The organism is Microcoleus sp. S1D4 (assembly GCF_036700765.1).
GTDB lineage: Bacteria > Cyanobacteriota > Cyanobacteriia > Cyanobacteriales > Microcoleaceae > Microcoleus.
Genome location: NZ_JAUBPP010000025.1, coordinates 43,860 through 70,720, shown reverse-complemented (window position 1 = coordinate 70,720; position 26,861 = coordinate 43,860). Strand labels below are relative to the sequence as shown.

The following is a 26,861-nucleotide window of genomic DNA, read 5'->3' as shown; positions in this document are numbered from 1 at the left end:
TATATTATATGTGTGATTATTAGTTAAGCACTTCTTAATGCTGCGATCGGGTCGAGTTTGGAGGCTTGACGCGCGGGGACAACGCCGAAGAAGAGGCCCACTGTGCCGGACACGCTGACAGCAAGGGCGATCGCCACGGGTGAAATGCCAGCTTGCAGGGGCGTGAAATTACCTACAAGCAAGATACCGCCGACACCGACGCAAGTACCTACTATCCCTCCGGCAGCGGATAAAATTATAGCTTCGACGATAAATTGAAACAGGATATCTTGTTGCGAAGCCCCGATCGCCTTTCTGAGCCCAATTTCTTGCGTCCTTTCGCTGACGGACACCAGCATAATATTCATAATCCCAATTCCCCCCACCAACAGCGAAATACTAGCAACAGCAGTTAACATCAGTGTCAGGGCCCCGGAAATCGAGTCCATTGTCGCCATTAAATCTTTCTGATTTCTGACCGTAAAGTCATCTTCTGTGCTAATCTTGTGCCGCAGTCTCAGCAAGTTTTCTACCTGAAATTGAGCCGCATCCATTTTCGACTCATCTTGAATAGAAATAAACAGCGAAGTGACAGCTAAACCGTAGGGAGATTTCCGCCCGACAATGCGGTTTGCCATTGTGGCGATCGGCACAACAGCCGAGTTATCATAATTCGTACCAAAAGATGTGCCTTTGGGCGCGAATACTCCAATTATTTTTAGACTGACATTTTGGATTCGCACTTGTTCGCCGAGGGGGTTAGCATTGCCAAACAGTTTCTCGGCCAATTCTGAACCGAGAACCACAACTTGATTGTTTTGCTTAACATCGAGTTCCGTCAAAAATCGCCCTTTAGCCATTTCAAAGCTTCTGACTTCTAGAAATTCGGGAAGCGTGCCAAAAATTAGAGACGAAACATTTTTGTTACCGTAACGAACGAGTTCAGAACTGTTGAGCTCTGCGGAGACACCTTGAACGGAGGGGACTTGAGATGCGATCGCCTTACCATCTTCTACTATCAATGTTTGAGGCGCACTTGCGATCGAACTTCGCCTAGCATTTGGCACTCCTGGCCTCACGATCAATACATTTGTACCCAGGGCTTGAACTTGTCCGCTGACAAATTTTTGTGCTCCCTGTCCAATACCAATCATCGCAATTACCGAAGCGTTTCCGACAATCATCCCAATCATCGTTAAACTGCTGCGAGTTTTGTTTGCTAGCAGTGTTTGGCCAGCCATTTTAACACTTTCAATAAAATTCATAAATTGGGAATTGGGAATTGGTAATTGGGAATTGGGAATTTCTTCCAATGAAAACTGTCAACTGAAAACTGACAACTGTCAACTGTCAACTGTCAACTGTCAACTGACTAAGCGCTTCTCAATGCCACAATCGGGTCTAATTTAGCAGCTTGTTTTGCTGGTACGATGCCGAAAAATAAGCCGATGCTGCCAGAAACGCCGACTGCAAGTGCGATCGCCACTGGAGACACACTAGCTTGCAGAGGAGTGAAAGCCGACACTAAAAAAACACCGCCGATACCGAAACCAGTGCCGATCGCACCACCAGCCGCCGACAAAATCACAGCCTCGATCATAAACTGAATGAGAATATCTTGGGGAGAAGCCCCGATCGCCTTTCGCAGTCCAATTTCCTTAGTACGTTCCGTCACAGAAACCAGCATAATATTCATAATTCCAATGCCGCCCACAAACAACGAAATCGCCGCCACAAAAGCCAGCATCAGAGTCAAAGCACCAGTTATACTGCCCAAAGTATTCATTAAATCCTTCTGATTTCGGACAGTAAAATCATCTTCTTTCGTAATATTGTGGCGCAATCTGAGCAGATTTTCTATTTGAAACTGTGCCGCCCGCATCAAACTCTCATCCTTGATTGAAACCGAAATAAATGTTACCTTTGTCCCGTAGGGAGACGAGCGGCCGACAATGCGGTTTGCCATCGTTGTCAGCGGCAAATAAACATTCATATCTTGATTGTCGCCAAAACTCGAACCCTTTGACTGCATGACACCAATCACTTGAAAAGTCGAATTTTTGATGCGAATATATTGACCTATCGGCTGTGTATTGCCAAACAATTGTTCGGCAGCTTCTGAACCTAAAGCAACTACATTTTCTTGTCTTTCTAAATCTAATTTGCTTAAAAATCTACCTTTGGCAACATCAAAGCTTCTGACTGTCAGAAATTCTGGGTTGGTTCCGACAATGGAAGATGAGACGTTTTTATTGCGGTAAGTAACGAGTTGACTATCATTTAGAGTTGGTGAAACTTCTTGGACAGAAGGAACTTGAGATGCGATCGCCTCTGCATCTTCCAACACCAAAGTCTGAGGCGGAATCACCGGACGACTTTGGGCTTCAGGACTTCCGGGAATGATAAATAGCAAGTTTGAACCCAGAGAGTTAACTTGTCCCGCAATAAACGTCTGAGCTCCTTCGCCGATACCAATCATCGAAATTACAGAGGCATTACCAATAATAATTCCTAACATCGTCAAGCTGCTGCGGAGTTTGTTTGCCGTCAAAGTTGTGACAGCCATTTTGACACTTTCAACAATATCCATAATTCGATTTTAGTAGTTTGTAGGGTGCGCACTGCGCACCGGTTAAGTTGATCGGATAAGCAATAAGCACCGGCTGACTAAATTTCAGGAAATCAGGACTGACGACCTAATCATCTTGGGTGCACAATATCAAAGAAAGTCAATGTGTTAAATCTGAAGCACATAAGAAGCATTAAACCGCTATTTCACGTTCGGATTAGTCATAATTAAAGCAAGGAAAATTGCCTGGAATGAGCTTAGGTTCAAAATGAAAACGCTTCGGTGGGCTACAAAGTCAACCGGTGCGCAGTGCACACCCTACAAACTAATGACTAATGACTAATGACTAATGACTACTTCTGATTCTTGATAATATCCTCCAACTTTTTACCAGCAGGAAGTTCAGTAAACACCCGATCCCCCGCCTTGGCACCCTCCAAAATCTGAATCTTGTTACCAATAGTCGATCCAACCGTCACAGGCATAAACTTCGGCTGCTGCTTCTCATCGGGAACTAGCACACCAGTTTGACCTTTATTAGTCACAATAGCCACCGTCGGCACAACTAAAGCATTGCTCAGCTTTTGACCGACAAATCTCAAATCTACATTCATACCCGACTGCAAGAAATCCTTGCCAGAGTCGATCGCAACTCGCACTTGAAACAGCGTCACATCCCGTTCCTTAACAGCTTCCGGCGCAATTAACTTAACGCGGCCTTTAAACACTTTATCGGGATAAGCATCAGCCACTATTTCAACTATTTGACCAGGTTTAATTTGACTAATATCTGCTTCCGGGACTTTCGCCAAAACCTCCACATCTCTAGCCAAAGCGACAATCGATGTCGAAGTAGCCGAAGTAGCTTCCGATGCCGAAGTTGCCGGAGTTACAAAAGCTCCTTGAATGGCGTATCTTTGGGTAATAATTCCCGCAAAAGGAGCGCGAACTTTCGTATCTTCTAACTGCACTTCTTGAAAACGGACTTGAGCCTGAGCTTCGGCTAAATCAGCTTTAGCGGCAGCTATTTCTTCGGGGCGAGCACCGTTTTCTTGGGCGGCCAATTGGCTTTTTGCTTCAGCAACTCCTGCTTCGGCTTTAGCGATTTCTTCTGGACGGTTGCCGTTTTCTAGTTGCGTTAATTTGCTTTTTGCTTCGGCAACTTCTGCTTCGCCTTTGGCAATTCCTTCCGATCGCGTACCGTTTTGCAACTGTTTTAATGCTTGCTGCTCGACATCGACAGCAGCTTGCAGTTGCTTAATTTGCGACTGCCGACTTTCTTGCAGTTGTTGCAGGCGTTTTTGGGATTCTGTTAATTTAGCTTGAGCAGTGCGATCTTCTTTGATTAATTCATCCAGTTTATCTTTAGCAAGAGCGCCTTCTTGCACTAACGGGCGGTTACGTTCCACCCGCTTAGCTGTTAGTTCGGCTTGGGCTTTACTCGATTCAATTTGCGTTTGTGCTTGGGCAATTTCTTGTTTAACACTGCCGGTTTGAGCATCTGCTAAGCGAGCTTGAGCTTGGGCTAAACGAGCTCGCCCTTGGCCTACTTCTTCGATGCGGCTACCTGCTCGCAGTTGCTGCAAATTAGCTTGAGCTTGGGCTAAACGAGCTCGCCCTTGGTTTACTTCTTCGACGCGGCTGCCGGCTTGGAGTTGAGCCAGAGTCGCCTCGGCTTGATCTAAGCGCGCTCGGGCGCTGGCGATGTCTTCCGATCGATTCCCGGCTTCGATTTTGGCTAGTTTGGCTTGCACGCTGGCTTCGCGGGCTTTAGCTTGAGCCAGTTGAGCTTCTACATCGCGGCTTTCCATCCGCGCCACGATTTGTCCTGCTTCGACTTTATCGCCCTGTTCGACAAATAATTCTGCGATCCGCCCGGAGCCTTTGGGGCTGAGATTCACGCGCTGTACGGGCTGCACCGTGCCGCTCGATGTGATCCGCACCGTGAGGTTTTGGGCTTCCACCGGCACTGTCATTGTGGCGATCGCATCTACTTTCGGCTGCGATCGAATTTTTGCTATATATAAGGTAGTCGGTACAGCTAGCAACCCGGCTGCAACCAAACCGATCGCCCACCCCCGCATCTTCGGGGCCTGTTTTTTCGGAGACTGCTTTTGGGCGGTTTTATTATCTGCAATTTTAGTCTCTGCGGCCTTGGTGTCTGCAATCTGAGTATCTTCCACCTTGACCTGAGCAGTTTCCTTTTTGGGGCTAACGATCATACCGACTCACCTAATTTAATCTCAGGATTACCTTTAAGGTAAAATTTTTTCTGATGCTCGGCATCGTCTTTCAGACTCATCCGATCGGGTGATTTAAAAAAAGTTCCCCAACCAGCACCTGTAAACAATTATAGCTAATTATTGCAGCTTATTAAAAAATGTTAAGCTTTTTCAGTCTCAAGATGTGGCCCCAAACTTCCCTCGCGCCAAACTCAGTCTATGGGAAGGCTTTCTTCGAGGTGCGATCGAGCGCTTGGTTGCGCCACAGCAATCCCAGGGCGATCGGGCAGTGTTAAGCTCGTGACGGCACAATATGAAGACTCTTCTCATAAACCCGGTTTCGCGATCGCAAAGCTTAAATCCTGAATATATATCTGCCCCGTACCCGCCACAAGTTAAAATATTTTGCAAATCCCTTAAAAATGGAAAACACAAAAAATGAATCGTCCTCAAAGCGTTACAATTCTGGCAATTTTGCAGCTAATTAGCGGGATATTCAGTATCCTTGACGGCTTGTTCATCTTGCTATTTGCCGGCATTTTTGGCGGTCTCGGTGCGGCCGTCGGCGGTGCAAAAGTTGGCACAGTAATCGGCGGCTTCATTGCAATCTTTGCTGCGATCGCTTTAATTATCGGCATTATTTCCCTAGTCTTAACTTGGGGTTTGTTTCAACTCAAAACTTGGGCTTGGACGGGAACATTAATTATTCATGTCATCGCCATTTTGGCGCAAATTGCCAAACTGTTTGGCAGCGCAGGTGCAGCAGTCAATTTTTTAACTTTGGGTTTTGCAGCAGCTAGCATTTACTACTTGCTGCGGCCGGATGTTAAACAAGCGTTTTCTATTGGATCTATTAATCGTTTCTGATTGATGAATAAGATTTTTTTTTGAACCGTAGAGGCGCAGAGGACGCAGAGAAAGAGAGGCAAAGAGAGAGGTTGAAAAATACTTTCAGGATTGTTATTTTCTCTAATTAACGGTACTGAATTCTCGGATCAAAAAAAGCATAGGAAATATCAACCGCCAGATTAATCAATACAAAAGTCACAGATACAAAAATTACTCCACCTTGAACAATTGGATAATCCCGCGCCAGAATTCCGCTGTAAATCCAAAAACCAATTCCCGGCCATGAGAAAATCGTTTCAGTCAGAATTGCGCCGCCTAAAAGCGTTCCAAACTGCAAACCAATAGTTGTGACGATCGGCAAAAACGCATTTTTCAAAGCGTGTCTCAAAATTACCCAAAATTCCGGCAAACCCTTCGCCCTCGCCGTGCGGATGTAATCTTGCTGCATCACTTCCAGCATAGCAGCACGGGTGATGCGAGCGATAATTGCTAGGGGGATAGTTCCTAAAGTCAAGGCTGGAAGGATGAGATGGGCGATCGCATCCCGCAAAGCCGCCAAATCCCACCTCAGCAAAGAATCAACAACATAAACACCCGTAATCGACTTAAAACCAAACCCCAAATCCACACTCATCCGCCCGCTTGGGGGCAGCCATTTCAGATAAACAGCAAACAAATAAATCAACATCAATCCCAACCAATATACTGGCAAAGATACCCCAATCAAAGAACCGCTCATCGTCAGATTATCCAGCCAGCTATTTTTCCGAACCGCAGCCAAAATCCCCGCCGGAATTCCCAGCAAAAGAGCCAGCAACATCGCCACCACAGACAGTTCAAAAGTAGCAGACCAGCGAATTTTAATTTCATCAATTATTGGAATACCGCTAATAATGCTATTTCCTAAATCAAAGCGGAGCAAACTCCCTAAAAAAGCCAGATATTGCAAAGGCAAAGGCTGATTTAAACCCAATCTCGCCTTCAATATTTCCACCTGTTCGGGAGTTCCGCGTTCTCCCAAAAGCACCGTCGCCGGGTCTCCCGGTATCAGGTGCAAAAAAGCAAATACTAGCAGAGTGATTCCTAACAGAACCGGTAATATTCCCAGCAAACGTTTAACAATATATTTAAACATTTTTATAAGTAGTAATTTGCGACTGATAATATCCTGTTTTGTGGCATTTTTATCTGGGTTCTTTTGTTCAACCCGCGTCGGCGGGTTTTGTCTGTGTAGGCGCGGTTTCAACCGCCGTCTGCTGATAATATCCTGTTTTATGGCATTTTTATCTGGGTTCTTTTCTTCAACCCGCTCCCGTCGCGTGAGTGTTTGTGTAGGCGCGGTTTCAACCGCCGTCTGATCTATGCAGGAATTCTCAAGACTTGCTCACATCCTCAAAAGACTCGGAGCCCAAAGGACTCGGAATCCAACCTTGAATATTCTTGCGTTTCCCTAAAAGCGGCTGGGAATGTACGATCGGCAAACGCACAGCTTCCCCATGCAAAATCTCGCTAACTTCCGCATAAATTTTCGCCCTAACTGCTTTATCCCCACTCGCCCTTCCCCGATCCAAAAGTTCCAGAACTTGCGGATTTTTCCAATTCCCCAAATCCGCCGTGGAACCAGGCCCGAAGTGAGGATAATAAAAATTGTCTGGATCGCCATAATCTCCAGTCCAACCCATCATAAAAGCTTGAAATCCTGGAGGTTTTAGCCGATCGGCCAAATAAGCAGACCAATCTTTTGTTAGCAACTTTACCCGAATCCCGATCGCGCTCAAATCCGCCGCCAAAGCTTCAGCAATCGGCTTCGGCGTGGGAAAATAGGGACGGCTGACCGGCATATACCACAAATCCAAATCAAAACCGTTCGGATAACCGGCTTTCGCCAGCATTGCTTTAGCTTGCTGCGGGTTAAATTCGTAATCTTTAACTTTGTCAGACTGCGCCAAATTCACCGCAGGTGGAACAAATTGCGAGTCATATTTGCCAAGTTCTCCCCAGAAAGCTTTGACTATGGCTTCCTTGTTGATTGTTTGCGCGATCGCCCGCCGCACCTCCGGTTTCGACAAAGGCGCGTAACTCGGATTTAACGCTAAATAACCCACATTAAAAGAAGGACGCAAAACAGTTTCTAAATTAGCATCCGCTTGCACCTCTTTCAATTGATCCGGCGTTAAATCCACAGTAAAATCAAGTTGACCGGCCCTCAATTGAGCCAATCTCGCCGCCGGATCGTCAACAAACCGAATTACCAACTGATTGACTTTCGGCGTTCCTGGTTTCCAATAATTAGGATTTTTCTCTAAGATGATGCGATCGCCCGAGATCCATTCTTTAAACACAAAAGGCCCCGTACCCACCGCCAGCGACCCCGGAGTGCCGTATTTAGCCCCCGCTTTTTTCACCGCCGCCGGACTCGCCATCCCAAAATAACCCGACCCAATCGCCGAGGGAAAAGCCGCAAAAGGTCGATTTAAAACAAACTTAATCGTAGATTTATTAACAACGGTAACATCTTTTACCAGGGAATCTTTATCACCCTTAAATCCTGCAAAAAAGTCTTTCCAAATTTGATAAGTTTTCCCCGCCTCTCGATAACCGTCAGGATTTTTGGCATCCCACCAGCGATCGACATTAAACTTAACAGCGTCCGCATCAAAATCCGTCCCGTCGTGAAACTTTACCCCCGATCGCAATTTAAAAGTCCAAGTTTTACCATCCGTGGAACTCGACCATTCCGTAGCGAGACTCGGTTCGAGTTCCACAGTTCCCGGTTTAAAATCAGTCAAGCGATTGTAAATTTGGTCGATCGCAATCACCGAATTACCATCCGTAATATTTCCCGGTTCCAGATTGACCGGCGGCCCGCCCGCACCGTAAACTAAAGCACCCGGTGGAACGGCGGCGGGAGTTGGCCCAGTGGGAGAATTATTGCTAACCGTGTCTGAAGTAGTGCTGCAATTTGATAGAATTACAGCCATCCCAAAAAATAAACCTAATAAAACTAAACGCCAGGATTTTAACAATCTCATCTCAATAACTTCCGTTTAATAGCAAATTATACTCCTATAAATAAAATTCTAAACTGCTCTTTCTCTCCCCTCTGCGATCTCTGCGGTTTATTTAGTCAATTTTCTATTAATAAAATCCAATCTAATTAACAAACCAAATCGAACACGCTTATGATATCATGTTCGAGGTCAAAATCTCAACTCGCACCTTTACTTTAGGCAACGCAACAACCATCGCAGCAAAGGTTTGCTGCCATGCTATCTCAAAACCGATGCAATGCTGCACAAAAAAGGCATTCACGGTTAATTCACTGCTGCCGAAATCAGACCCCAATTTGTCCGCTAACAGCTAAAATCAAGTTCGCGTCAATAAACATAAATCCTGTGCGGCGGGTTCGGATATTTATAAACCCGCCGCGCCGCCACTCAATAGGCAACAGTCATGCGCTTGCGAATAAACTGAGGCCGCTCAACTTCATCCAGCAGGGCGATCGCAAAATCCTCAGCCGAAATCCGGCTTTTACCCTGTTCGTCCACAACTAACATATCGCTTCCCAACCGAAATTTACCAGTCCGTTTACCGCCTTCAAATTCTGCGGCTGGACTGATAAAAGTCCAATCCAAATCAGCAGTTTTGTAAACAGCAAATGCCTCCCGATGAGCAAGGGATGCTGCACGATACTGTTCTGGAAAATCAGGAGTATCGACAAGTTGAATCCCCGGAGTTATTTCGAGACTACCTGCACCGCCAACTACAATTAAGCGATTAACGTCGGCACGAGATAAGCCGTCAATCAAGGAATAAGCTACTGTTACAATGTCTTTAGCTAAAATCGGGTTATTAGCAGTAGCAGCACCGGGCCCGGCGGCGCTGATAACGGCATCGTGTCCTCTGACAATTTCAGCAACATTAGCAGCATCTAGAACATTACCCACAACCACGGTTAGGCGATCGCCCGAGATAGAAAAACGCGACGCATCCCGGACGATCGCGGTTACATCATGTCCCCGCATCAATGCTTCAGAAACAATGCGACTCCCAGCCATGCCATTTGCACCAAATAATGCCAGTTTCATTAAAAATCTCCTGTTTTGCTAGCTTAAACTGCTGAATTTCTCTCATATATGGCGATTAAACCATTCAGAAACATTGCTAACTGCTAAATCGATCGTTTCAGGCTCTTCATAAAATTGAAACTGCACTCGATCACCCAACCAAACCAGATGCTTATCTGTAGCTGCAATCAGCTCAAATAACTTTTTAGGCAAAACTGAACCGCTCGCGGCTCTGTCAGCGTGTACCATTAACAGTGGCAAATTCAATTTTTTAACAGTTTCATCAACCCGATAAGTCCACAATTCGGCTTCGCTCATCGCAGCCACTCGGTTTTCCCATTTGCCCAAAAAATCCCAAGCAGGGCCGCGCTCAGCCCAGCGAATGTACCACTGATAAATCGGTTTTGGCAGCAGCAAAGCATGAGGGTCGCTCAAGCTCACAATCGGAATATAATCAACTTCGCCTGTTGTTTCATATTTAGTTTTTGCTTGACAACCCCGTTCAATTCGTTCCCGAGTTTTATCCTCGCCGCCGCTGTATTCATCAATCGTTTCTCTGGTGAGATAATGACCCGCCACCACGGCTAATGCCTTAATTCTAGTGTCCTCTACTGCTGCCTGAATAGTCCAATTTACACCTTGGCATATACCCAGCAAATACACTCTATTTTTATCTACTTCTGGGCGGCTGAGCAAATAACTAACTGCGGATTTCACATCAGAAACTTTGGCTTGCGGACTTTCATAGCGGCGGGGTTCACCGCCGCTTTCCCCGTGAAAAGACGGGTCAAATGCCAGCGTTACAAAACCCGATGAAGCCATGCGGGTAGCATATTGGACAGGCGATTGTTCTTTGACAAACGCTACTGGGCCTAGAATCGGCAGGGCTGGGGCTGGTTTGGAAAGATTGGTGGGAATATATAGATTTCCCACCAATTCAGCACCGTTGCTGTTAAAGGTAACGCGCTCCTTTTTGTAGGAACCGCGAGCTGATTCTATGTCTGTATTTTGCATATTTTCCTATTGGGCGCGGCTCGCTCTAGGTATCAGGCTCAGCAAGAAGCCACTGACTCCGGCTGCACCCGCTTTTATTAACTTTCTGCGTGAAGCATTCGATCGGTTTACTTGAACTGCAAACATCGCTTTAACCTGTAGGTTTCTGCCTAAAAAGCAGCATAAGTCAATTGCACCAGGCAAATCTTGTAAATTCTCCCGATAAATTGCAAAATCTGGCGATACTGGCTTCGCCTCACAACTGATGGCGATACTGTCGCGGAGTCAGACTGGTATAGCGGCGAAAAACATTAGTAAAGTGGCTTTGATCGGAAAAACCGACAGATTGACTAATATCAACAAGGGTGAATTTTGGATTAGAGAGCATTTTTTTTGCTCGCTCAATGCGGCACTGCAATACATATTGATGGGGAGAGAGTCCTGTACTTTGTTTAAAGAGTTTTCCAAAGTGATGAGAACTCATCTGCACAACGATCGCCAGTTCTGCCAAACCTATATCGCGATCGAGATTATCTTGAATGTAATCCAGAATCTGCTGCAATTTGGATGGAGATAGTTTTCCTAATTTAGGAGAATTGGTAATTTTTACTGTACAGTGATGTCGCAGCAGATGCACTGCTAGCAAAGTTTGCACAGATTCCACATAAAGGCGATCGCAATAATCTCCGCTGCGCTCCACTTCCGCGCTGAGGGTAAGAGCAAGCTGTTCTAGAAGCGGGTCGCTAATGGCGAAGCGATCGATTAATTCGATTGTTTGAGGGGCGCGATTTCTTCCGCAAGATCCGCTAACGCAACTTTCAATCGCAATCCGTTCTAACACCGCAGCCGGCAAATAGATATCTAATATTTCAACAGCAGAATCCCAAAACCACTCAGGTTCTCGAAAAGCAGGTACAAAAGTGAATAAACCAGGCAATGTTAGCCGCTCAATCAACTTCCCGCCGTCTAGCCGCCGTTCTAAACGCCGTTCTAAATTACCTGGATTCGCAATGTGGAGGCTGAGGCAGTGGTCTGCTATTCCAGGGTCGGCAATTCGCTCTCCCGGTGGAGCATAAACTGTGCGTTCGGCACGCAAACCATCTTTAAATATCGGCATATAACAATCCGATTCGGGATTTGCAAACATCAATATTTCTCTCTTTTCTCTTTCTCTGCGCCAAGAGGGCCCTCTGCGGTTCGTTGAAAAAAAATTTAGTTTACTTCAAGAAATAGGATTGCTATAGGCGATCGCACCACAAGCCTACAACTCATAACTCTCTTCACCCAGACTCCCCAATTCTCCCCTACCCAGAAACTCTTCATCCTCTGCTTCATCAACCGCCAAATCAAAACTTTCAACCACAAACGGCAAACCGGCTGCCATCAAACCGCGTTGAATGCGATCGGGCGTTTCCTCAAACAACACAAATAGCGGATGAACCGCCTCAGCTTCATCACTGAAAATATGTCTGTAGCGGTGCGGCATCACCCATTCGTAACCTTTATCCAGCCAAACCTGAGACTGCCGCCAGCGACCCAACAAAGCAGAAAAATCCTCGCTTGGACGATGAATGAAAATCAAAATTTCCACTCCAATTTTCACTTTCCACTCGGGATCGCACATCAAAATCGCCAAATCGCAGGGCAAACAAACCGCCTGCCCCGGCGATATGCTAGTCCCCCCGCTTCCCGCATAGGAAACCCCGTCCCGCAAGCGCGCAATGGGCAAAGGAATGCTTATTAAACTTTCGTTGGCCCGGCGGATACTCGGAATCATTTCCATGTAAACCCGATATTTTTTCAGCAGGGCGATCGCGGCAGAAGATTCGCTGTACTCTGCTAGTAAGACCTCGTAATGTGATTGTTTAACAGACATTTTAAATTAAGTAATAAGTAATTAGTCAACAGTTAACAGTTAACAGTTAACAGTTAACAGTCAACTGACAACCGCCAACTAACTGCTGACTATTTTTTACAGCTTCTGAAACACTGCGAACATCGGCAGATACATCGACAGCAAAATCGAACCTACGATACCACCGACGACAACAATCATCAGAGGTTCTAGCATACTGGTAAGTCCTTTTACTGCTTCTTCAACTTCCGTTTCGTAGAAAGCGCCAACTTTCATCAGCATCTTGTCAAGTTCCCCAGTTTCCTCACCAATTGCCATCATTTGAATAGCCAAAGACGGGAAAACTTGCTGTTCTTGCAAAGCAATACTGATCATGCCGCCGCTTTGAATTTCCTGTCTCGCATATTCGATCGCATTAGATATCGCCTGGTTTCCCGCCACATCTCGCACAATTTCCAGCGAATTGAGAATCGGCACGCCCGATCGCGTCAGCGACCCAAATATCACGCAAAACCGAGCCACAGCAGATTTTTCGATCAAATCTCCAAAAATAGGTAACTTCATCGCAATCCGATCGATTTGCAGGTGGCCCATTGGAGTTTTGTAGTACATATCGAAGGCAAATTTTAGCGCTATAATCACCCCAATAACTGTTATCTGTTGGATCGGAGGCCAAGCCGTACAAAATGCACTAATTGCCAACATAAATAGCGTAAAACCCGGCAAATCTGCACCAATATCCTTAAAGATTTTAGCGAAAGTTGGTAGCAAGAATATAGTCATTGCGAAAAAAATCACGATCGCGATGGAGAACACAGTCTTCGGATAAGACATCGCCGAATTAATTTCAGCCTCCGTTTTGTGATTTTTTTCCATCATCAGCGCCAGACGGTCTAGGGTTTCATCCAGCACACCGCCGACCTCTCCGGCCGCCACCATACTGATAAACAGTTGGTCAAAAACATCAGGAAACTTCGCCATCGCCTCTGCCAAGTTTATCCCCTCCTGCACGTCAGCATTCATGCTCCTGAGCGCCCGCTTCAACTTCGCATTAGAACACTGCTCGTGCAGCACGGAAAGGCATCTCACGATCGCCACTCCGGCATTAAACATAGCCGCAAACTGACGAGCAAAAATAGCCATATCCTTAACAGTAAGACTGGTAAGGTTATACTCGATTTGCTCCTGAATCGCACTGAAATCAAAACTACCTTTCGGTTTTTCTCGGACAACGTTGGTAGCCACAGCTCACCTCTGAAAATTTATTAAAAATTAGTTGTCAGTTGTCAGGTGTTAGTTGTTAGTTGTTAGTTGTTAGTTGTTACCCATAATTAATAACAACCGCCAACAGCAAACTGACTAATGACTAATGACAACTGACTGCTGACGGAATTAATGAGCTCCTACCTTGGTGCCACCAACAGGTGCCGGGCCAATCAAGCGTTGGAGTTCGTCAGCCTTAGAAGCCTTGCCCATTGCCGATTCCCAAGTGATTTTCCCGGTTTTGTAAAGTTCAGCCAGGGCCATTTCCATCGTCCTCATACCCAACTTCGCTCCCATTTGGATTTGGGAGTAAATCATGGGAGTTTTACCCTCCCGGATCAAGTTAGACATAGCTGGAGTATTCACCATGATTTCCATAGCGCAGCAACGGCCGCCCCCAATTTTCACTACCAAATTTTGGCTAGCAATTCCGACTAAAGAGTTAGACACCTGGGCGCGAACCTGGGGCTGTTGAATCGGTGGAAACACGTCCAAAATCCGATCGACCGTTGCACCGGCAGAGTTAGTGTGCAGCGTTCCCATCACCATGTGACCAGTTTCTGCCGCCGAAATTGCCAGACCGATCGTTTCCAAGTCCCGCATTTCCCCCACCAGAATTACATCAGGATCTTCCCGCAGGGCTGCTCTCAGCGCATTAGAAAAGCTCTTAGTATCTTCGCCCTTTTGACGCTGGTGAAACAAACTCTTGATATTCGGAAACACGTATTCGATCGGATCTTCAACTGTGAGAATATGCTCTGCCCGCGTCCGGTTGATCAGATCCAACAAAGCAGCCATCGTAGTAGTTTTCCCGGAACCGGTTTGTCCCGTCACCAACAACATACCCCTCGGTCTTTCCGTCATGTCCCGCAAAATCTGGGGCACGCCTAAAGCATCTGCGTTAGGAATCTTGGAAGCCAGAGCCCGCATACAAGCAGCCCAAGCACCCCGCTCCCGGTAGACATTGACCCGGAACCGAGCCAATCCTCTCACGCCGTAAGCACAGTCGAGCTCCCACTCCATTTCCAACTGCTTGCGCTGCATATTGTTGAGCATTTGGAAAATCAGGATTTGCACTTCCTCAGCAGACAGAATGTCGCCGTATTGCGTTTGAGGAGTTAGTTTACCGCTGACTCGGAAGAAGATCGGCGCACCCGCTTGGATGTGTATGTCCGAACCCCCTTGTTCTACCAGGGACTCCAGTACGTCTTCAATCATCAGACCCATAGATACCTCTCCTAGATCGAGTTGATAGTTATTGACTAATTTAACTCAGTTAACAGTTGACAGTGAGCAGTTGGCAGTGGGCAGTTGGCAGTGGGCAGTGGGCAGTTGACAGTTGACAGTTGGCCGTTACTACCAATAACTAATGACTACTAACTAATGACTACTGACTACTGACTAATGACTAATGACTACTGACTATTGACTACTGACTATTGAATCAATCCAAAAAGCGCGGTGTCAAGCAGTACGGACAATCCAGCATCTCCGGCTTCAATTCTGCCCGACAAGTTTTGCAGGTAAGTCCCTGCTTGCGCTTAGCTTTCATTTCCGCCTCCAAACCCGAGTCAGTAAACGTCACCCGCTCGACTTCTTCAAAGGTAGTCGCGCCTTCTCGCACCAACTGCAAGCTGTAAGCCAACAACGTTTTCATCCCTTCTTCTACTGCTGCTTCCTTAATTTGCTCTGTGGGAGCTCCTTGAGTGATCAGAGTTTGAAGCCGCTCAGTATTTTTCAGGTACTCGTAAACCCCTACCCGTCCTTTGTAACCTAGGCCGCCACACTTGCGACAAAGTTGCTCGCGTTCTGCCAGTTCCTTCCTTTCTTCGACGGGTACAGTGTTGGCTTTGTAAACAGTCAGATCAATTTCTTGAGAAGCCGACAGACCGTACTTACCGAGTTCTGCGGCAGTAGGCTGGTAAGGAATGCAGCATTTGTCGCAAACGCGCCGCATCAGACGCTGAGCCAACACGCCCAACAGAGCGGCCGAAACCATGAACGGTTCTACGCCCATTTCGGCCAAGCGCGCGACTGCCCCGGCTGCGTCGTTGGTGTGCAGCGTCGTCAGCACCAAGTGTCCCGTCAAAGCAGCTTCCAGAGCAGTTTTTGCTGTTTCCCTGTCCCGCGTTTCCCCGACCAGCATCACGTCAGGGTCTTGCCGCAAAAATGCCCGCAGAATGTTGGAAAAAGTCAAGTCTTTTTCCCGAATTACTTGACATTGGGTAATTCCGGGCAAAGCATATTCGATCGGGTCTTCCGCCGTACTGATATTAACCCCCGGATCGTTCCGTTCCGCCAGAATCGAGTACAGAGTAGTTGACTTGCCCGAACCCGTCGGCCCCGTCACCAAAATTAGCCCGAACGGACGGCTAGCAGACTCTCGGACTAAAGCCAAAGTTTCCTCGTCGGAGATTAACAAACCCAAACCCAACTGAGTGCTGGAACTGTCCAAAATCCGCAGCACAATTTTTTCGCCGTACCGCGAAGGCAAGCTGTTCACCCGGAAATCCACCGTCCGTCCCTCGAACACCCGGCGGATGCGGCCGTCTTGAGCTTGTCGGCGTTCGGCAATGTCTAGGTTGGCAATAATCTTGAAACGAGCCGTAATCGCTTGGACTACCTGCTTGGGAAACCGGAAATACTCTTGCAGCACCCCGTCTTTCCGCATCCGTATCCGCATGAACTCTTCTTGAGGTTCTACGTGGATGTCAGACACCTTTTCCGACAAAGCTTTAGCCAAAATGATATTCACGGCTTTAATTACCGGAGCTGCTTCAGCATCGTCTAAGGTGTTAGCTAGGTCTTCTTGATCCGCACTCTCCTCTTCGAGCGAGAGTTCGCCAAAATCTCCCTCCCCTAATTCGAGCTTTCTCTGCTTTTCGGCTTCTGCTATTTTGGCTGCTACTTTAACTTGGTCGTCTTGATAGGCGGAAGTTATATCCTGATAGTCGTCTGGGGTAATCACCAAGCGCTGAAAACTCAAGCCGTGAGGCTTCAAAATCCGCCGCAAATCTTCTTGAGCGTTGAGGTTGTCGGGATCGACCATTGCCACTACAACCGCCGGAGGCTCAGTTTCCGTTTTGGCTACGGGTAAAAATCGGCCTTGGTGACAAATATCGATCGAAATCTTCAAGCCCTCAAGCATAACTCCGAGTTGCTCGTTAGACAGGGCGCTCATCTCCGGGTCAAATGCCTCAACACCGTAGACTATCTTCCTTTCAAACATCTGCTGCTTTTTATAAAGCCGCAGCAATTCTGGTGGCAATGGCTGCCCGGTAAGTGCTTCTAATACCTCCGTCAACCGTTTGCCCGAGTTCCGGCTATCAATTTGAGCTTGCTTCAGTTGGTCGATGTTGACGTAACCCGACTGAATCATCTTGTTGAGAGCCGGAGTAAAAGGGCTCAGAGCAACTATCGATGTGGAGCGAAGCCCCTGGGATGCGTTAGTCATAGAAAAACACTCAATAGGTGGGAAACTCAGTCACAAAGAGTGCTGAGAGGAAAACCAACGCGGGCTTTTAACCCTCGTATGCTTTGCTTGTGGATGAGCTATTGTGATTTGATGGCTCAATCCGTATATGTCAAGTGTAAGCTCGTAGTCCGCTCTAACTTTGGTCTACAAATTGACGAGAGTTTGGAGGGGGGTTGCCGATGCTTGCCATCAGATATTGTTCGTGGAGTGCCGACTTGGTTTAGTTACCGGATGAACCCGCGAGATACTCTGGTTATAGCCTCGTGACACATCACTTGGGGATTTGCCCTGGGGTGTGTCGCTTTTGTGCGATCGTTTTATATTCGCAAATTGTTTGGTCAAATGACCGGGCCCTCGCAGGCGCGGTGCGTCTGTACTAGGTTCAAGCTCGGCTATGTGCTTGTTAATGATGATAGCTTTGACTAAGGGGTCGATCGATCTTTTGAGATATATTTTGATTAATTATCTGCGATCGCCCGATCGGAGTCCGATCGCGCCTACTTTGAGCAGCTCTAGTTTTGGGTCGCCAAATATTACTTTAATTATATAGCAGTTCTCACTTTCGATGAGGTTTCGCTCCCTCAATCTCAAATCTCAAATCTCAAACTTGTACGCTCGCGATGTGTGAGCCAGCGATTTGTGAGCCAGCGAAGCCGAAGCAAGTCGAAGTATCTCAAATCTAAAACTGGTACGCTCGTGATTTGTGAGCCAGCCTAGTCGAAGCAAACCGAAGTATCCAAAATCTTAACCTGTACGTCACTTTTTAGAGAAACGCTATACCTTGATATCCCACCTTTGTCACTCAAACTTGATGATTCATAAATCCTGGCAATCACCTAATTAGATATTCTTCGTATTTACAGATTGCTAATCTAGATATCAAGATATAATTTTTATGATTTTCATTTCCAAATATTTCAAATTTTAAAAGCTTAAATATCAGCAACACAAAACAGTTTAAACCAGCAGTTACAGCATTTTTATGATAGGTAACGGATTCCCAGAAATCGCTCAATAGCAAAACATAACTTTTGAAAAAAAACTGTTATATTAATTCATCCTAACCTGTTGAATTTTTATCATCTTATCAAGACTAACAATGTATTTGATTCGTTAAAGAGAATTAACTACTATTTTATATAAAAATAGTGGTTAATTATATTGTCAAAACTCTCTAGACAACCTTAAATTGCAAGTATTGATGGCGTAGCATTAATATTTTACAACTCTTATTTTATAATTAGACTCGAATTATAACCAGCAAACCAGATATTATAATCCAATCGCGGGAATAGCACTTTTTTAAGAAGGCTTTTTACCAATGGAGAAATATTTTTTGTTTTTCAACCCAATAACTTACTTCAAATTTTGCCTAGAATAATTAGATTAAGTGACTTAATTTAACTGTATTTTTAAGCAAATTTTGAATCTATATTTTCCCCAAAAAAGCGATAAACTGTAATAGCAAAAGCTATTATTAAGAAATTTTTTAATCTTATTAAAACATACAAGTTCGCGCTGTGCCAACTTTCATCGCAGCAGAGAGACACATCGCAAAATCAATAGTTTTAAGGGCGCTGAGACAGGCTAAACTCGGTCTGCTAGCGAGGTGAAATTGCCAGGAATAGTATAAATTTAGACTGACACTGATACTCTAAAAAAAGATTTAAATGCGATCGCATTAATCCCAAACAAGGCTCTAACAAAAGGTTTGTTACTAGCTCCTGCGATCGGTAGAGATATAAACAACACTTTCAAGATTTTATTGAAAGCTTGGACGGATGTTTCGACAAAGGCGCGAAATATCCTATAAATTAGAGGGCACATACAGAGTAAATTCTAGTTCTCTCGATTTACCGGGTTAAGTGTATCTGCTAGAATTGATAGGGTTCTGTCGCGCAGCTATTATGATTGAAGAGGAAAAACAGCAAGATCTAGATCCTGGCTCAACTGGGGAAACCCCAGAGGGTTCGCCAATGGCAAGCGAAACTCCGCCAGCACCAGCAAACTCGAACGAATCTGCCGATTGGGAACTCGAACTTGCTCGAGCTTATCAAAGTGCTCAGGCTGACTCGAAGCCAAACGCCTCCGGGGATGCTCTCACGGGCGGTTCCACCAACAGTCCGACTGTAAATGATGGGGCTGAGTCTTGGAAGAGGGAACTGGCCGAGGCGAGAGATGAAAAAGAGGCTTTGAAAACTCAAGTGCAAGCCGCATCCGCTCAAGTAGAAGAGCTAAAAAATCAAAGTCTCCGCCTAGCAGCAGATTTTGAAAACTTCCGCAGGCGCACCCAAAAGGAAAAAGAAGAGTTAGATTTACAGGCAAGATGTGGCACGATTAAAACCATGTTACCGGTAATCGACAATTTCGAGCGCGCTCGATCGCACATCAAGCCCCAAACTGACGGTGAAATGAACATTCACAAAAGCTACCAAAGCGTTTACAAGCATATGGTAGATAGCCTCAAGCAAATCGGGGTTTCTCCGATGCGCCCCGAAGGCGAACAGTTTGACCCCAACTTCCACGAAGCTCTACTGAGCGAGCCAAGTGACGAACACGAAGAAGGAACAATTATCCAAGAACTAGAACGCGGTTACATTCTGGGCGATCGCGTCTTGCGACACGCCAAAGTAAAGGTTGCAGCGCCTGGGATATCTGTGGTAGCCTCAGATGAAAATCCCGATAGTTCGGAAAGTTAATCGGGATACAACCTACTGCATTCCTCGAAGTCACTAACCCCCGAAGAGAATTCGGGGGCGTGAAGGTGGCAGCCTCACTAACTTCTTAACTCTGGACTAAAAGCGGATTGGCGCTTTTTCAACAAATTCGGAAAAATGTTTGAACCCGTCCAAAAACGGGTACCTTCCCCCCGACTCATACCATTTTCGATTGGTGATTTGTGATAGGGAATGACTGACCTCATAAAAATTTGGAACCAAGGCCGATATTTGAATTTTTTCTGGGAACAGGTATGTGTAGCATCGATTCCCAAATTTTAGACTTTTGTGCGAGATCCCACATGAATCTGTGGAGTCAATTCTTCAATCTAAAATATAAAATCGATCGGTCTTTATATCTGGCCCTAGGACATCAAGTTTATTTCCTACAAATCCGGTCGGGTGGTGCTTGTTAAAACAAGCTGAGTCGTTTTTCATCCCCCAACTTGTAGTTGGACGTTTGCAAACATCCTACAAAGTTTTATGAGGCGCTATGGTAAAAATTATTGGAATTGACTTAGGCACGACTAACAGTTGCGTAGCTGTGTTAGAGGGCGGTAAACCCGTCGTGATCGCCAATTCGGAGGGCGGCCGCACAACTCCGAGCATCGTAGGATTTGGTAAAGGGGGCGATCGCCTGGTCGGTCAACTAGCCAAACGGCAAGCTGTAACAAATGCTGTAAATACTGTGTACAGCATCAAACGATTTATCGGACGCAGGTGGGACGACACGGAAGAAGAAAGAGCCCGCACTCCCTATACCTGCATCAAAGGTAAAGACGACACCGTTAACGTCCAAATTCGGAACAAGGTTCACACCCCCCAAGAAATCTCGGCAATGGTACTTCAAAAGCTGAAGCAAGATGCTGAAGCTTATTTGGGACAACCTGTTACCAAAGCCGTGATTACAGTGCCAGCTTACTTCACAGACGCTCAGCGGCAAGCTACTAAAGACGCCGGTACGATCGCGGGTTTAGAAGTCCTGCGGATCGTCAACGAACCGACGGCGGCCGCCCTTTCCTACGGACTCGACAAGCAAAATATCGAACAAAAAATCTTGGTATTTGACCTCGGTGGCGGTACTTTCGACGTTTCGATCCTGCAACTGGGAGACGGAATTTTTGAAGTCAACGCCACCGCAGGTAACAACCATCTCGGCGGAGATGACTTTGATGACTGCATAGTTCAGTGGCTGGTAGAAACTTTCCGCACTCAAGAAGGCAGCGACCTCTCAAAAGACAAAATGGCCTTACAGCGCCTCAGAGAAGCTGCAGAAAAAGCGAAAATTGAACTCTCTCTCTCGCAATCCACCTCCATTAATTTACCCTTCATCTCCTCTGATGAAAAAGGGCCGAAACATTTAGAAATGGATCTTTCTAAATCTCAGTTTGAAAAACTGGTGGGTCATTTGGTACAAGCGACGATCGAGCCGGTGACTCAAGCCCTCAAAGACGCAAGTCTGACCCCCAAAGATATAGACAGGATTATTTTAGTCGGAGGCTCAACCCGAATTCCGGCAGTTCAAGAAGCAATTAGCAAGTATTTTGGTGGCGCTTCTCCTGATAGATCCGTGAATCCCGACGAAGCTGTAGCTGTAGGCGCGGCAATTCAAGCCGGAGTGTTGGGCGGCGAAGTCAAAGATTTGCTGCTGCTAGACGTGACACCCCTCTCCCTGGGACTCGAAACCCTCGGCGGGGTGTTCACCAAAGTAATCGAGCGCAATACAACTATCCCCACCAGTCGATCGCAAATGTACAGCACGGCGGCGGACGGGCAAACTTCGGTAGAAATTCACGTACTCCAAGGCGAACGCGCATTGGTTAAAGACAATAAAAGTCTAGGCAAATTCCTGCTCAAAGGCATTCCCGCAGCCCCCCGTGGCGTACCTCAAATCGAAGTTACCTTTGAAATCGATGCCAACGGCATTCTCAAAGTGGCCGCAGAAGACAAGGGAACCGGAAAAGAACAAAGCATCCAAATCTCCAATACAGGAGGATTGAGCGAAACCGAAGTCGAGCGGATGCGCCAAGAAGCCGAACTCTACGCTGAGGAGGACATCAAGCGCGTTCAACTCGCCGAACTCAAAAATCAAGCTGACACGCTGGTCTATAATTGTGGTGTCACTTTAAAAACCAACGCGCAATTGCTCGGCGACGACCTCAAAGTCGCAGCCGAAACAGCAGCAACAACTTTGAAGGCCGGGATGGCTAACCCCGACATCACAACCGAGCAACTAGCCGAGCAAATCGAAGCTTTCAAGCAACTGCTATACTCGCTCGGGACAGCAGTCTACGAGCAAGCTCGCAGCGCAGCCCCGTCAGGAGTAAAGGTTGAAAGCGAGACGATTTCACAACCAATAGAGGTTGCAGCTACCGACGACAGCATTTCGCTGACCCCGGATCTGCTGGTGGCGCTCCAAGCTCCGCCGGAAGCTCCACCGCCACCGGAACCCAAACCGGAACGACAACCGGAACGACAGCCGGAACCAAAGTCAAAGCGACAACCGGAACGACAGCCGGAACCAAAGTCAAAGCGACAACCGGAACGACAGCCGGAACCAAAGTCAGAACCAACAACACAGGTTCCAGAACCTGAAGTTGATGAGATGAATCCTTTCCTTTAGAGATGAAAAGCTAAAAATTAAAAGTTAAAAATTCTCATTGTTAATTCTTGATTTTTAACTTTTAATTGGTAATTTCAGGAAAGGTTGCCCGTTTTTTTTTCGTACACTTTTTGTTATTTACCTCCAGGCAAGCAGCTTTATGGCCGGTGATTACTATGAAATATTAGGCGTTTCTCGCAGCGCAGACAAAGAAGAAATTAAGCGTGCTTACCGCCGCCTAGCTCGCAAGTTCCATCCAGATGTCAACAAAGAATCTGGCGCCGAAGAGCGGTTCAAAGAAATTAACCGCGCTTACGAGGTACTCTCGGAACCGGAAACCCGCGCCCGTTTCGACCGTTTCGGCGAAGCAGGCGTGACCGGTGCAGGCGCACCTGGGTTCCAAGACTTCGGCGACAGCTTTGCTGACATCTTTGAAAGCTTCTTCCAGGGGTTTTCCACGGGTGCGGGCGGCCAACAACAAGGTCGCAGACGCAGCGGCCCGGTGCGCGGCGACGATTTGCGACTGGATTTGCGGCTGGATTTCCGCGAAGCAGTGTTTGGTGGGGACAAAGAACTCCGCATCAAACACCTAGAAACCTGCGAAACTTGCACCGGGACTGGTGCAAAACCGGGAACCAGACCTCAAACCTGTTCGACTTGTAGCGGTAGCGGGCAAGTCCGCCGCGCTACTCGCACTCCTTTCGGTAGCTTTACTCAAGTTTCAGTTTGCCCCAGTTGCAACGGCACCGGGCAAGTGATTGAAGACAAGTGCGAAACTTGTGGCGGTCGGGGGCAGAAAGAAGTGATGAAAAAGCTGAAAATCACTATTCCCCCTGGGGTTGACAACGGTACTCGCTTGCGTGTCTCCAATGAAGGGGATGCGGGAAAACTGGGCGGGCCGCCGGGGGATCTTTACGTGTTCTTGGCGGTGAATGAAGACCCGCTATTTAAGCGGGAAGGCATTAATGTTAATTCGGAAGTGAAAATTAGTTACTTGCAAGCAATTTTAGGCTGTCGCTTGGAAGTGGAAACTGTAGATGGGCCGACGGAATTGTTGATTCCTACGGGAACTCAGCCTGGTACTGTTCTGACTCTGGAGAAAAAAGGGGTGCCGAAGTTGGGAAATCCTGTCAGTCGCGGCGACCATTTGATTGCGGTGTCTATTGATATTCCGACTAAGGTGACGGCTGAGGAGCGCGAGTTGTTGATGCAGCTTGCTAAGCTGAAGGGCGATCGTACTGGTAAAGGTGGCTTGGAAGGATTTCTAGGCAATTTGTTTCAGAAATAAGCAAATATTTGACACCCAATGGGTGTCAAATTTTCTTTTTTGATGATTCCGTGGCAATTTTTAAAATTCTCTCTCAAAAAATTGTGTCCAATTGGACACAATTTGCCCAAGAAGAATAATTCGCCGACAATTGGTTTAATTCTCTCTCAAAAATTTGTGTCCAATTAATCTCATTTTCTCTGAGAAGAATAATGGCAGACAATTGCTTCACGAAAAACTAAGGGTTTCAGGATTTGAGATGGGAAATTTGAAAATAGAAAACACATGATGAATTCAACCTCGAAAATTGAAAATCCCAAATCCCCAGATGCCAAAATCGATCTGCGGGGGACTCCGTGTCCTTTGAACTTTGTCCGCACTAAACTGCGCTTGGAGCAAATGGCTCCGGGTGCTGTTTTGGAGGTGTGGCTGGATGCTGGGGAGCCGATCGAACAAGTGCCCGACAGTCTGAAAATGGAAGGCTACCAAATTCTAGAAACGCAGTTTGTCGCGGATGAGCCAGATGCGGGCTTTTTTGCGATGAAGGTGCAACGCCCAGAAAACCAGGAAGCAGGATGATTCTGAATTCCTCCTCGATCGTCGGTACTGTAGTGGCTGTTCAGGCTAACTTTTACCGAGTCAGGTTAGATCCAGCCGCTGGGATTCACGAAAATATAGCCCTGGCGGATGCTCCAATTCTGCTGTGTACTCGCCGCACTCGACTGAAAAAAATTAATCAACAGGTGATGGTGGGCGATCGCGTGGTGGTAGACGAACCCGACTGGACTGACCGCCGGGGTGCAATTTCTGAAGTCTTCCCGCGCCAAACAGAACTCAACCGCCCGCCTGTAGCTAATGCCGATCGCATTCTCCTAGTTTTTGCCCTCGCCGAACCGAATTTAGACCCCGCATCATTAACTCGGTTTTTAGTCAAGGCAGAATCTACAGGTTTAGAGGTGAATTTGTGTTTGAACAAATGCGATTTAATTTCGCCCCAAGAGTTGGAACAGTGGCGCGATCGGCTTTCCAGCTGGGGCTACGAACCCATGTTTATTAGTGTTCGCAGCGGATTAGGAGTCCAGGAAGCTGTGGCTAATTTACAAAATACAATTTATGTCAAACAAATAGTTTTTCAGCCTTTATCGGACAATATAGATAGTTGTAGGTTGCCTTTTGAGGATAACTCCCTACAGGTAAATTCTATTGATCCGTTAAATGCGTTAAGTTCCGTACAAAATCCGTTGCCGAATTTGCTTGAGAGCCGCACCTCAGACAAAATAACGATAATTTGCGGCCCTTCTGGAGTGGGCAAGTCCAGCTTGATCAACCAACTAATTCCGGCGCTTAACCTGCGAGTGAACGCTGTTTCTGGCAAACTCGGCCGCGGACGCCACACGACTCGCCACGTCGAACTATTTGAACTCCCTGGTGGCGGACTGTTGGCGGATACTCCGGGCTTTAATCAGCCGGCTCTAGAATGCGATCCGTCGGAGTTAGCTGAATATTTCCCAGAAGCGCGTCAGAGGCTGGCTGTGGGTAGCTGTCAGTTTAGCGACTGTTCGCACCGAGACGAGCCTAACTGTGTGGTGCGGGGATCTTGGGAACGCTACCAGTATTACTTGAGTTTTCTGGAAGAGGCGATCGTCCGCCAACAAGCTTTGCAAAACTCCAGCAGCGCCGAATCGAGTTTGAAGCAGCAAACCAAGTCGGATGGTACGCAGCAGTACGAACCGAAACTGCTAACTAAAAGATATCGCCGCTCTTCGCGCCGCCTGCAACACCAGTCGCTGCAAGAGATGTGTCAAGAAGATTTAGAGGAATTCTGAGGAGGTAGCGGCTCTCTCATCGCCTGCTAAAAAAGCCCCAAATAGTACCAAGACTTACCCAGCAACCCGATTTGATAGAGCAAGATCGCGGGCGATCGACTACCATAACCAACATCAACCAACATCGTCCGTAGTGCGGACTTTAATCCGCAACTTGGAGCTGACTAAAGTCCGCACTACGAACCAATTGCGAGATGGGTCAATCGACCGGACACGAGATAAGATAATTCTTTGTGGCCCAACACCTCGCTAGCAAGACTCGGTTTCTTTAATCGCGAGAGGGTAAGTCCCTGAGTACATTAATAGCTAAAATTAAATGGCCGAGAATTTGTTAAAAAAATTAGAACAGAAGCAAAAATTAGCGGGTACTGCAGGAGCAACAAGATTGTGACTATTCAAGAACTTTTTCAAAAAGGCGGCCCCGCCATGTGGCCCCTGTTGGTGTTATCGATTTTATCTTTGAGTACAATTATCGAACGTTTGTGGTTCTGGGCGAGCCTCCTGAGCAAAGAAAAGCAGATAGTTAACCGCATTCTTGAAGCGGCCCGCAGCGATTGGGGGGCGGCTAACGAGATGGCCAGACAAGCTAACCGACAGCCGATCGGGCGCTTTCTATCTGCACCCCTGCGCCTGTACAATCCTGAACCCGACTTATTTCGACTCGCACTCGAAGCCGCGGCGGATGAAGAGTTGGCTTCGATGCGCCGCGGCGACAAAATTTTAGAAGCTACGATCGCTATAGCTCCTTTGCTGGGCTTGCTCGGAACAGTTTTGGGCTTGATTAACTCGCTCAGTTCCATCCGTCTGGGCGACATCGGTACGGCGGCCACGAGTGGTGTCACTTTGGGGATTGGCGAGGCGCTGATCACTACTGCTTCTGGGATGGTAGTAGCAATTTTTACCTTGGTGTTTTATCGGATATTTCAAGCTTTTTTGTTCAACCAGGCAAAAATATTTCGCCGAGCCGGAAATGAACTGGAATTGCTTTACAGGCAATACTGGCCGGTGGCTAATGCTAAAGGTCGATCGCCCGGTGGGGAATACAGTAATTCTTCTTTTGGTTCGGATGGTTTGAACAGGCGTTCTCTCAATTCTCAAGAATCGGGAGAACGGAACCGGGAGCCTAAATTAAAAGGTTCCGATCCGGATGTTGATTCTACTTCTAATAATTAGAACG

At 46.8% G+C, this 26,861-nt stretch carries 20 protein-coding genes; 8 read left to right on the top strand and 12 right to left on the bottom strand.

Annotation, left to right across the window (positions count from 1 at the left end; all coding sequences use genetic code 11):
- Positions 1-23: 23 nt before the first annotated feature.
- The 3 genes from QT998_RS22415 to QT998_RS22405 all read right to left on the bottom strand — a co-directional run bounded on the left by QT998_RS22415 (position 24) and on the right by QT998_RS22405 (position 4,770).
- On the bottom strand, positions 24-1,244 hold the full coding sequence (locus QT998_RS22415; RefSeq protein ID WP_333117902.1) for an ABC transporter permease: 1,221 nt from the start codon (positions 1,242-1,244) through the stop codon (positions 24-26).
- 107 nt (positions 1,245-1,351) lie between these two features.
- Positions 1,352-2,569, bottom strand: a complete 1,218-nt coding sequence (locus QT998_RS22410; protein ID WP_333117900.1) for an ABC transporter permease — start codon at positions 2,567-2,569, stop codon at positions 1,352-1,354.
- A 332-nt stretch (positions 2,570-2,901) separates the two neighbouring features.
- Positions 2,902-4,770 (bottom strand): efflux RND transporter periplasmic adaptor subunit, encoded by a 1,869-nt coding sequence (locus QT998_RS22405; RefSeq protein WP_333117899.1) that lies wholly within the window; start codon positions 4,768-4,770, stop codon positions 2,902-2,904.
- Positions 4,771-4,928: 158 nt separating this feature from the next.
- On the opposite strand from QT998_RS22405, the gene QT998_RS22400 reads away from it, so the two are divergent.
- The gene (locus QT998_RS22400) at positions 4,929-5,066 is read left to right on the top strand and encodes a hypothetical protein (RefSeq protein WP_333092698.1); all 138 of its coding nucleotides are present in this window, start codon (positions 4,929-4,931) and stop codon (positions 5,064-5,066) included.
- A 142-nt stretch (positions 5,067-5,208) separates the two neighbouring features.
- A complete protein-coding gene (locus QT998_RS22395; RefSeq protein ID WP_333117897.1) occupies positions 5,209-5,637 on the top strand; it encodes a hypothetical protein in 429 nt (142 codons plus the stop codon).
- A gap of 106 nt (positions 5,638-5,743) precedes the next feature.
- Here the strand turns inward: QT998_RS22395 and QT998_RS22390 are convergent, their stop codons facing one another.
- The 9 genes from QT998_RS22390 to QT998_RS22350 all read right to left on the bottom strand — a co-directional run bounded on the left by QT998_RS22390 (position 5,744) and on the right by QT998_RS22350 (position 17,251).
- Entirely contained in the window at positions 5,744-6,754 is a 1,011-nt protein-coding gene (locus QT998_RS22390; protein WP_333117895.1) for an ABC transporter permease, read from the bottom strand.
- A 238-nt stretch (positions 6,755-6,992) separates the two neighbouring features.
- Positions 6,993-8,651 carry an ABC transporter substrate-binding protein gene (locus QT998_RS22385; RefSeq protein ID WP_333117894.1) on the bottom strand — a complete coding sequence of 553 codons (1,659 nt, stop codon included), beginning with the start codon at positions 8,649-8,651 and terminating at the stop codon, positions 6,993-6,995.
- A 405-nt stretch (positions 8,652-9,056) separates the two neighbouring features.
- Positions 9,057-9,707 (bottom strand): NAD(P)-dependent oxidoreductase, encoded by a 651-nt coding sequence (locus QT998_RS22380; RefSeq protein ID WP_333092702.1) that lies wholly within the window; start codon positions 9,705-9,707, stop codon positions 9,057-9,059.
- 42 nt (positions 9,708-9,749) lie between these two features.
- The gene (locus QT998_RS22375) at positions 9,750-10,700 is read right to left on the bottom strand and encodes an alpha/beta hydrolase (protein ID WP_333117893.1); all 951 of its coding nucleotides are present in this window, start codon (positions 10,698-10,700) and stop codon (positions 9,750-9,752) included.
- A gap of 235 nt (positions 10,701-10,935) precedes the next feature.
- Entirely contained in the window at positions 10,936-11,826 is an 891-nt protein-coding gene (locus QT998_RS22370) for an AraC family transcriptional regulator (RefSeq protein WP_333117890.1), read from the bottom strand.
- A gap of 114 nt (positions 11,827-11,940) precedes the next feature.
- Positions 11,941-12,555, bottom strand: a complete 615-nt coding sequence (locus QT998_RS22365; RefSeq protein WP_333117888.1) for a hypothetical protein — start codon at positions 12,553-12,555, stop codon at positions 11,941-11,943.
- Between the two features lie 96 nt (positions 12,556-12,651).
- Complete coding sequence (locus QT998_RS22360) at positions 12,652-13,779, bottom strand: type II secretion system F family protein (RefSeq protein ID WP_333092706.1); 1,128 nt, start codon at positions 13,777-13,779, stop codon at positions 12,652-12,654.
- A gap of 147 nt (positions 13,780-13,926) precedes the next feature.
- Complete coding sequence (locus QT998_RS22355; protein ID WP_333092707.1) at positions 13,927-15,024, bottom strand: type IV pilus twitching motility protein PilT; 1,098 nt, start codon at positions 15,022-15,024, stop codon at positions 13,927-13,929.
- Positions 15,025-15,241: 217 nt separating this feature from the next.
- A complete protein-coding gene (locus tag QT998_RS22350; protein ID WP_333092708.1) occupies positions 15,242-17,251 on the bottom strand; it encodes a GspE/PulE family protein in 2,010 nt (669 codons plus the stop codon).
- Positions 17,252-19,179: 1,928 nt separating this feature from the next.
- Between QT998_RS22350 and grpE the strand changes: the two genes are divergently transcribed.
- The 6 genes from grpE to QT998_RS22320 all read left to right on the top strand — a co-directional run bounded on the left by grpE (position 19,180) and on the right by QT998_RS22320 (position 26,857).
- Complete coding sequence (grpE, locus tag QT998_RS22345) at positions 19,180-19,971, top strand: nucleotide exchange factor GrpE (protein ID WP_333092709.1); 792 nt, start codon at positions 19,180-19,182, stop codon at positions 19,969-19,971.
- A gap of 511 nt (positions 19,972-20,482) precedes the next feature.
- Complete coding sequence (gene dnaK / locus QT998_RS22340; RefSeq protein WP_333092710.1) at positions 20,483-22,612, top strand: molecular chaperone DnaK; 2,130 nt, start codon at positions 20,483-20,485, stop codon at positions 22,610-22,612.
- Positions 22,613-22,751: 139 nt separating this feature from the next.
- A complete protein-coding gene (gene dnaJ, locus QT998_RS22335) occupies positions 22,752-23,879 on the top strand; it encodes a molecular chaperone DnaJ (protein ID WP_333092711.1) in 1,128 nt (375 codons plus the stop codon).
- Positions 23,880-24,146: 267 nt separating this feature from the next.
- Complete coding sequence (locus QT998_RS22330; protein ID WP_194009429.1) at positions 24,147-24,437, top strand: sulfurtransferase TusA family protein; 291 nt, start codon at positions 24,147-24,149, stop codon at positions 24,435-24,437.
- Positions 24,434-25,684 carry a ribosome small subunit-dependent GTPase A gene (rsgA, locus tag QT998_RS22325; protein WP_333092712.1) on the top strand — a complete coding sequence of 417 codons (1,251 nt, stop codon included), beginning with the start codon at positions 24,434-24,436 and terminating at the stop codon, positions 25,682-25,684. The genes QT998_RS22330 and rsgA overlap by 4 nt, the downstream gene beginning before the upstream one ends.
- A 387-nt stretch (positions 25,685-26,071) precedes the next feature.
- Complete coding sequence (locus tag QT998_RS22320) at positions 26,072-26,857, top strand: MotA/TolQ/ExbB proton channel family protein (RefSeq protein ID WP_333092713.1); 786 nt, start codon at positions 26,072-26,074, stop codon at positions 26,855-26,857.
- Positions 26,858-26,861 lie beyond the last annotated feature (4 nt).

Coding starts and splice junctions, on each gene's coding strand:
- QT998_RS22415 (WP_333117902.1), bottom strand. CDS start 1,244: ATGAATTTTATTGAAAGTGTTAAAATGGCTGGCCAAACACTGCTAGCA.
- QT998_RS22410 (WP_333117900.1), bottom strand. CDS start 2,569: ATGGATATTGTTGAAAGTGTCAAAATGGCTGTCACAACTTTGACGGCA.
- QT998_RS22405 (WP_333117899.1), bottom strand. CDS start 4,770: ATGATCGTTAGCCCCAAAAAGGAAACTGCTCAGGTCAAGGTGGAAGAT.
- QT998_RS22400 (WP_333092698.1), top strand. CDS start 4,929: ATGTTAAGCTTTTTCAGTCTCAAGATGTGGCCCCAAACTTCCCTCGCG.
- QT998_RS22395 (WP_333117897.1), top strand. CDS start 5,209: ATGAATCGTCCTCAAAGCGTTACAATTCTGGCAATTTTGCAGCTAATT.
- QT998_RS22390 (WP_333117895.1), bottom strand. CDS start 6,754: ATGTTTAAATATATTGTTAAACGTTTGCTGGGAATATTACCGGTTCTG.
- QT998_RS22385 (WP_333117894.1), bottom strand. CDS start 8,651: ATGAGATTGTTAAAATCCTGGCGTTTAGTTTTATTAGGTTTATTTTTT.
- QT998_RS22380 (WP_333092702.1), bottom strand. CDS start 9,707: ATGAAACTGGCATTATTTGGTGCAAATGGCATGGCTGGGAGTCGCATT.
- QT998_RS22375 (WP_333117893.1), bottom strand. CDS start 10,700: ATGCAAAATACAGACATAGAATCAGCTCGCGGTTCCTACAAAAAGGAG.
- QT998_RS22370 (WP_333117890.1), bottom strand. CDS start 11,826: ATGTTTGCAAATCCCGAATCGGATTGTTATATGCCGATATTTAAAGAT.
- QT998_RS22365 (WP_333117888.1), bottom strand. CDS start 12,555: ATGTCTGTTAAACAATCACATTACGAGGTCTTACTAGCAGAGTACAGC.
- QT998_RS22355 (WP_333092707.1), bottom strand. CDS start 15,024: ATGGGTCTGATGATTGAAGACGTACTGGAGTCCCTGGTAGAACAAGGG.
- QT998_RS22350 (WP_333092708.1), bottom strand. CDS start 17,251: ATGACTAACGCATCCCAGGGGCTTCGCTCCACATCGATAGTTGCTCTG.
- grpE (WP_333092709.1), top strand. CDS start 19,180: ATGATTGAAGAGGAAAAACAGCAAGATCTAGATCCTGGCTCAACTGGG.
- dnaK (WP_333092710.1), top strand. CDS start 20,483: ATGGTAAAAATTATTGGAATTGACTTAGGCACGACTAACAGTTGCGTA.
- dnaJ (WP_333092711.1), top strand. CDS start 22,752: ATGGCCGGTGATTACTATGAAATATTAGGCGTTTCTCGCAGCGCAGAC.
- QT998_RS22330 (WP_194009429.1), top strand. CDS start 24,147: ATGAATTCAACCTCGAAAATTGAAAATCCCAAATCCCCAGATGCCAAA.
- rsgA (WP_333092712.1), top strand. CDS start 24,434: ATGATTCTGAATTCCTCCTCGATCGTCGGTACTGTAGTGGCTGTTCAG.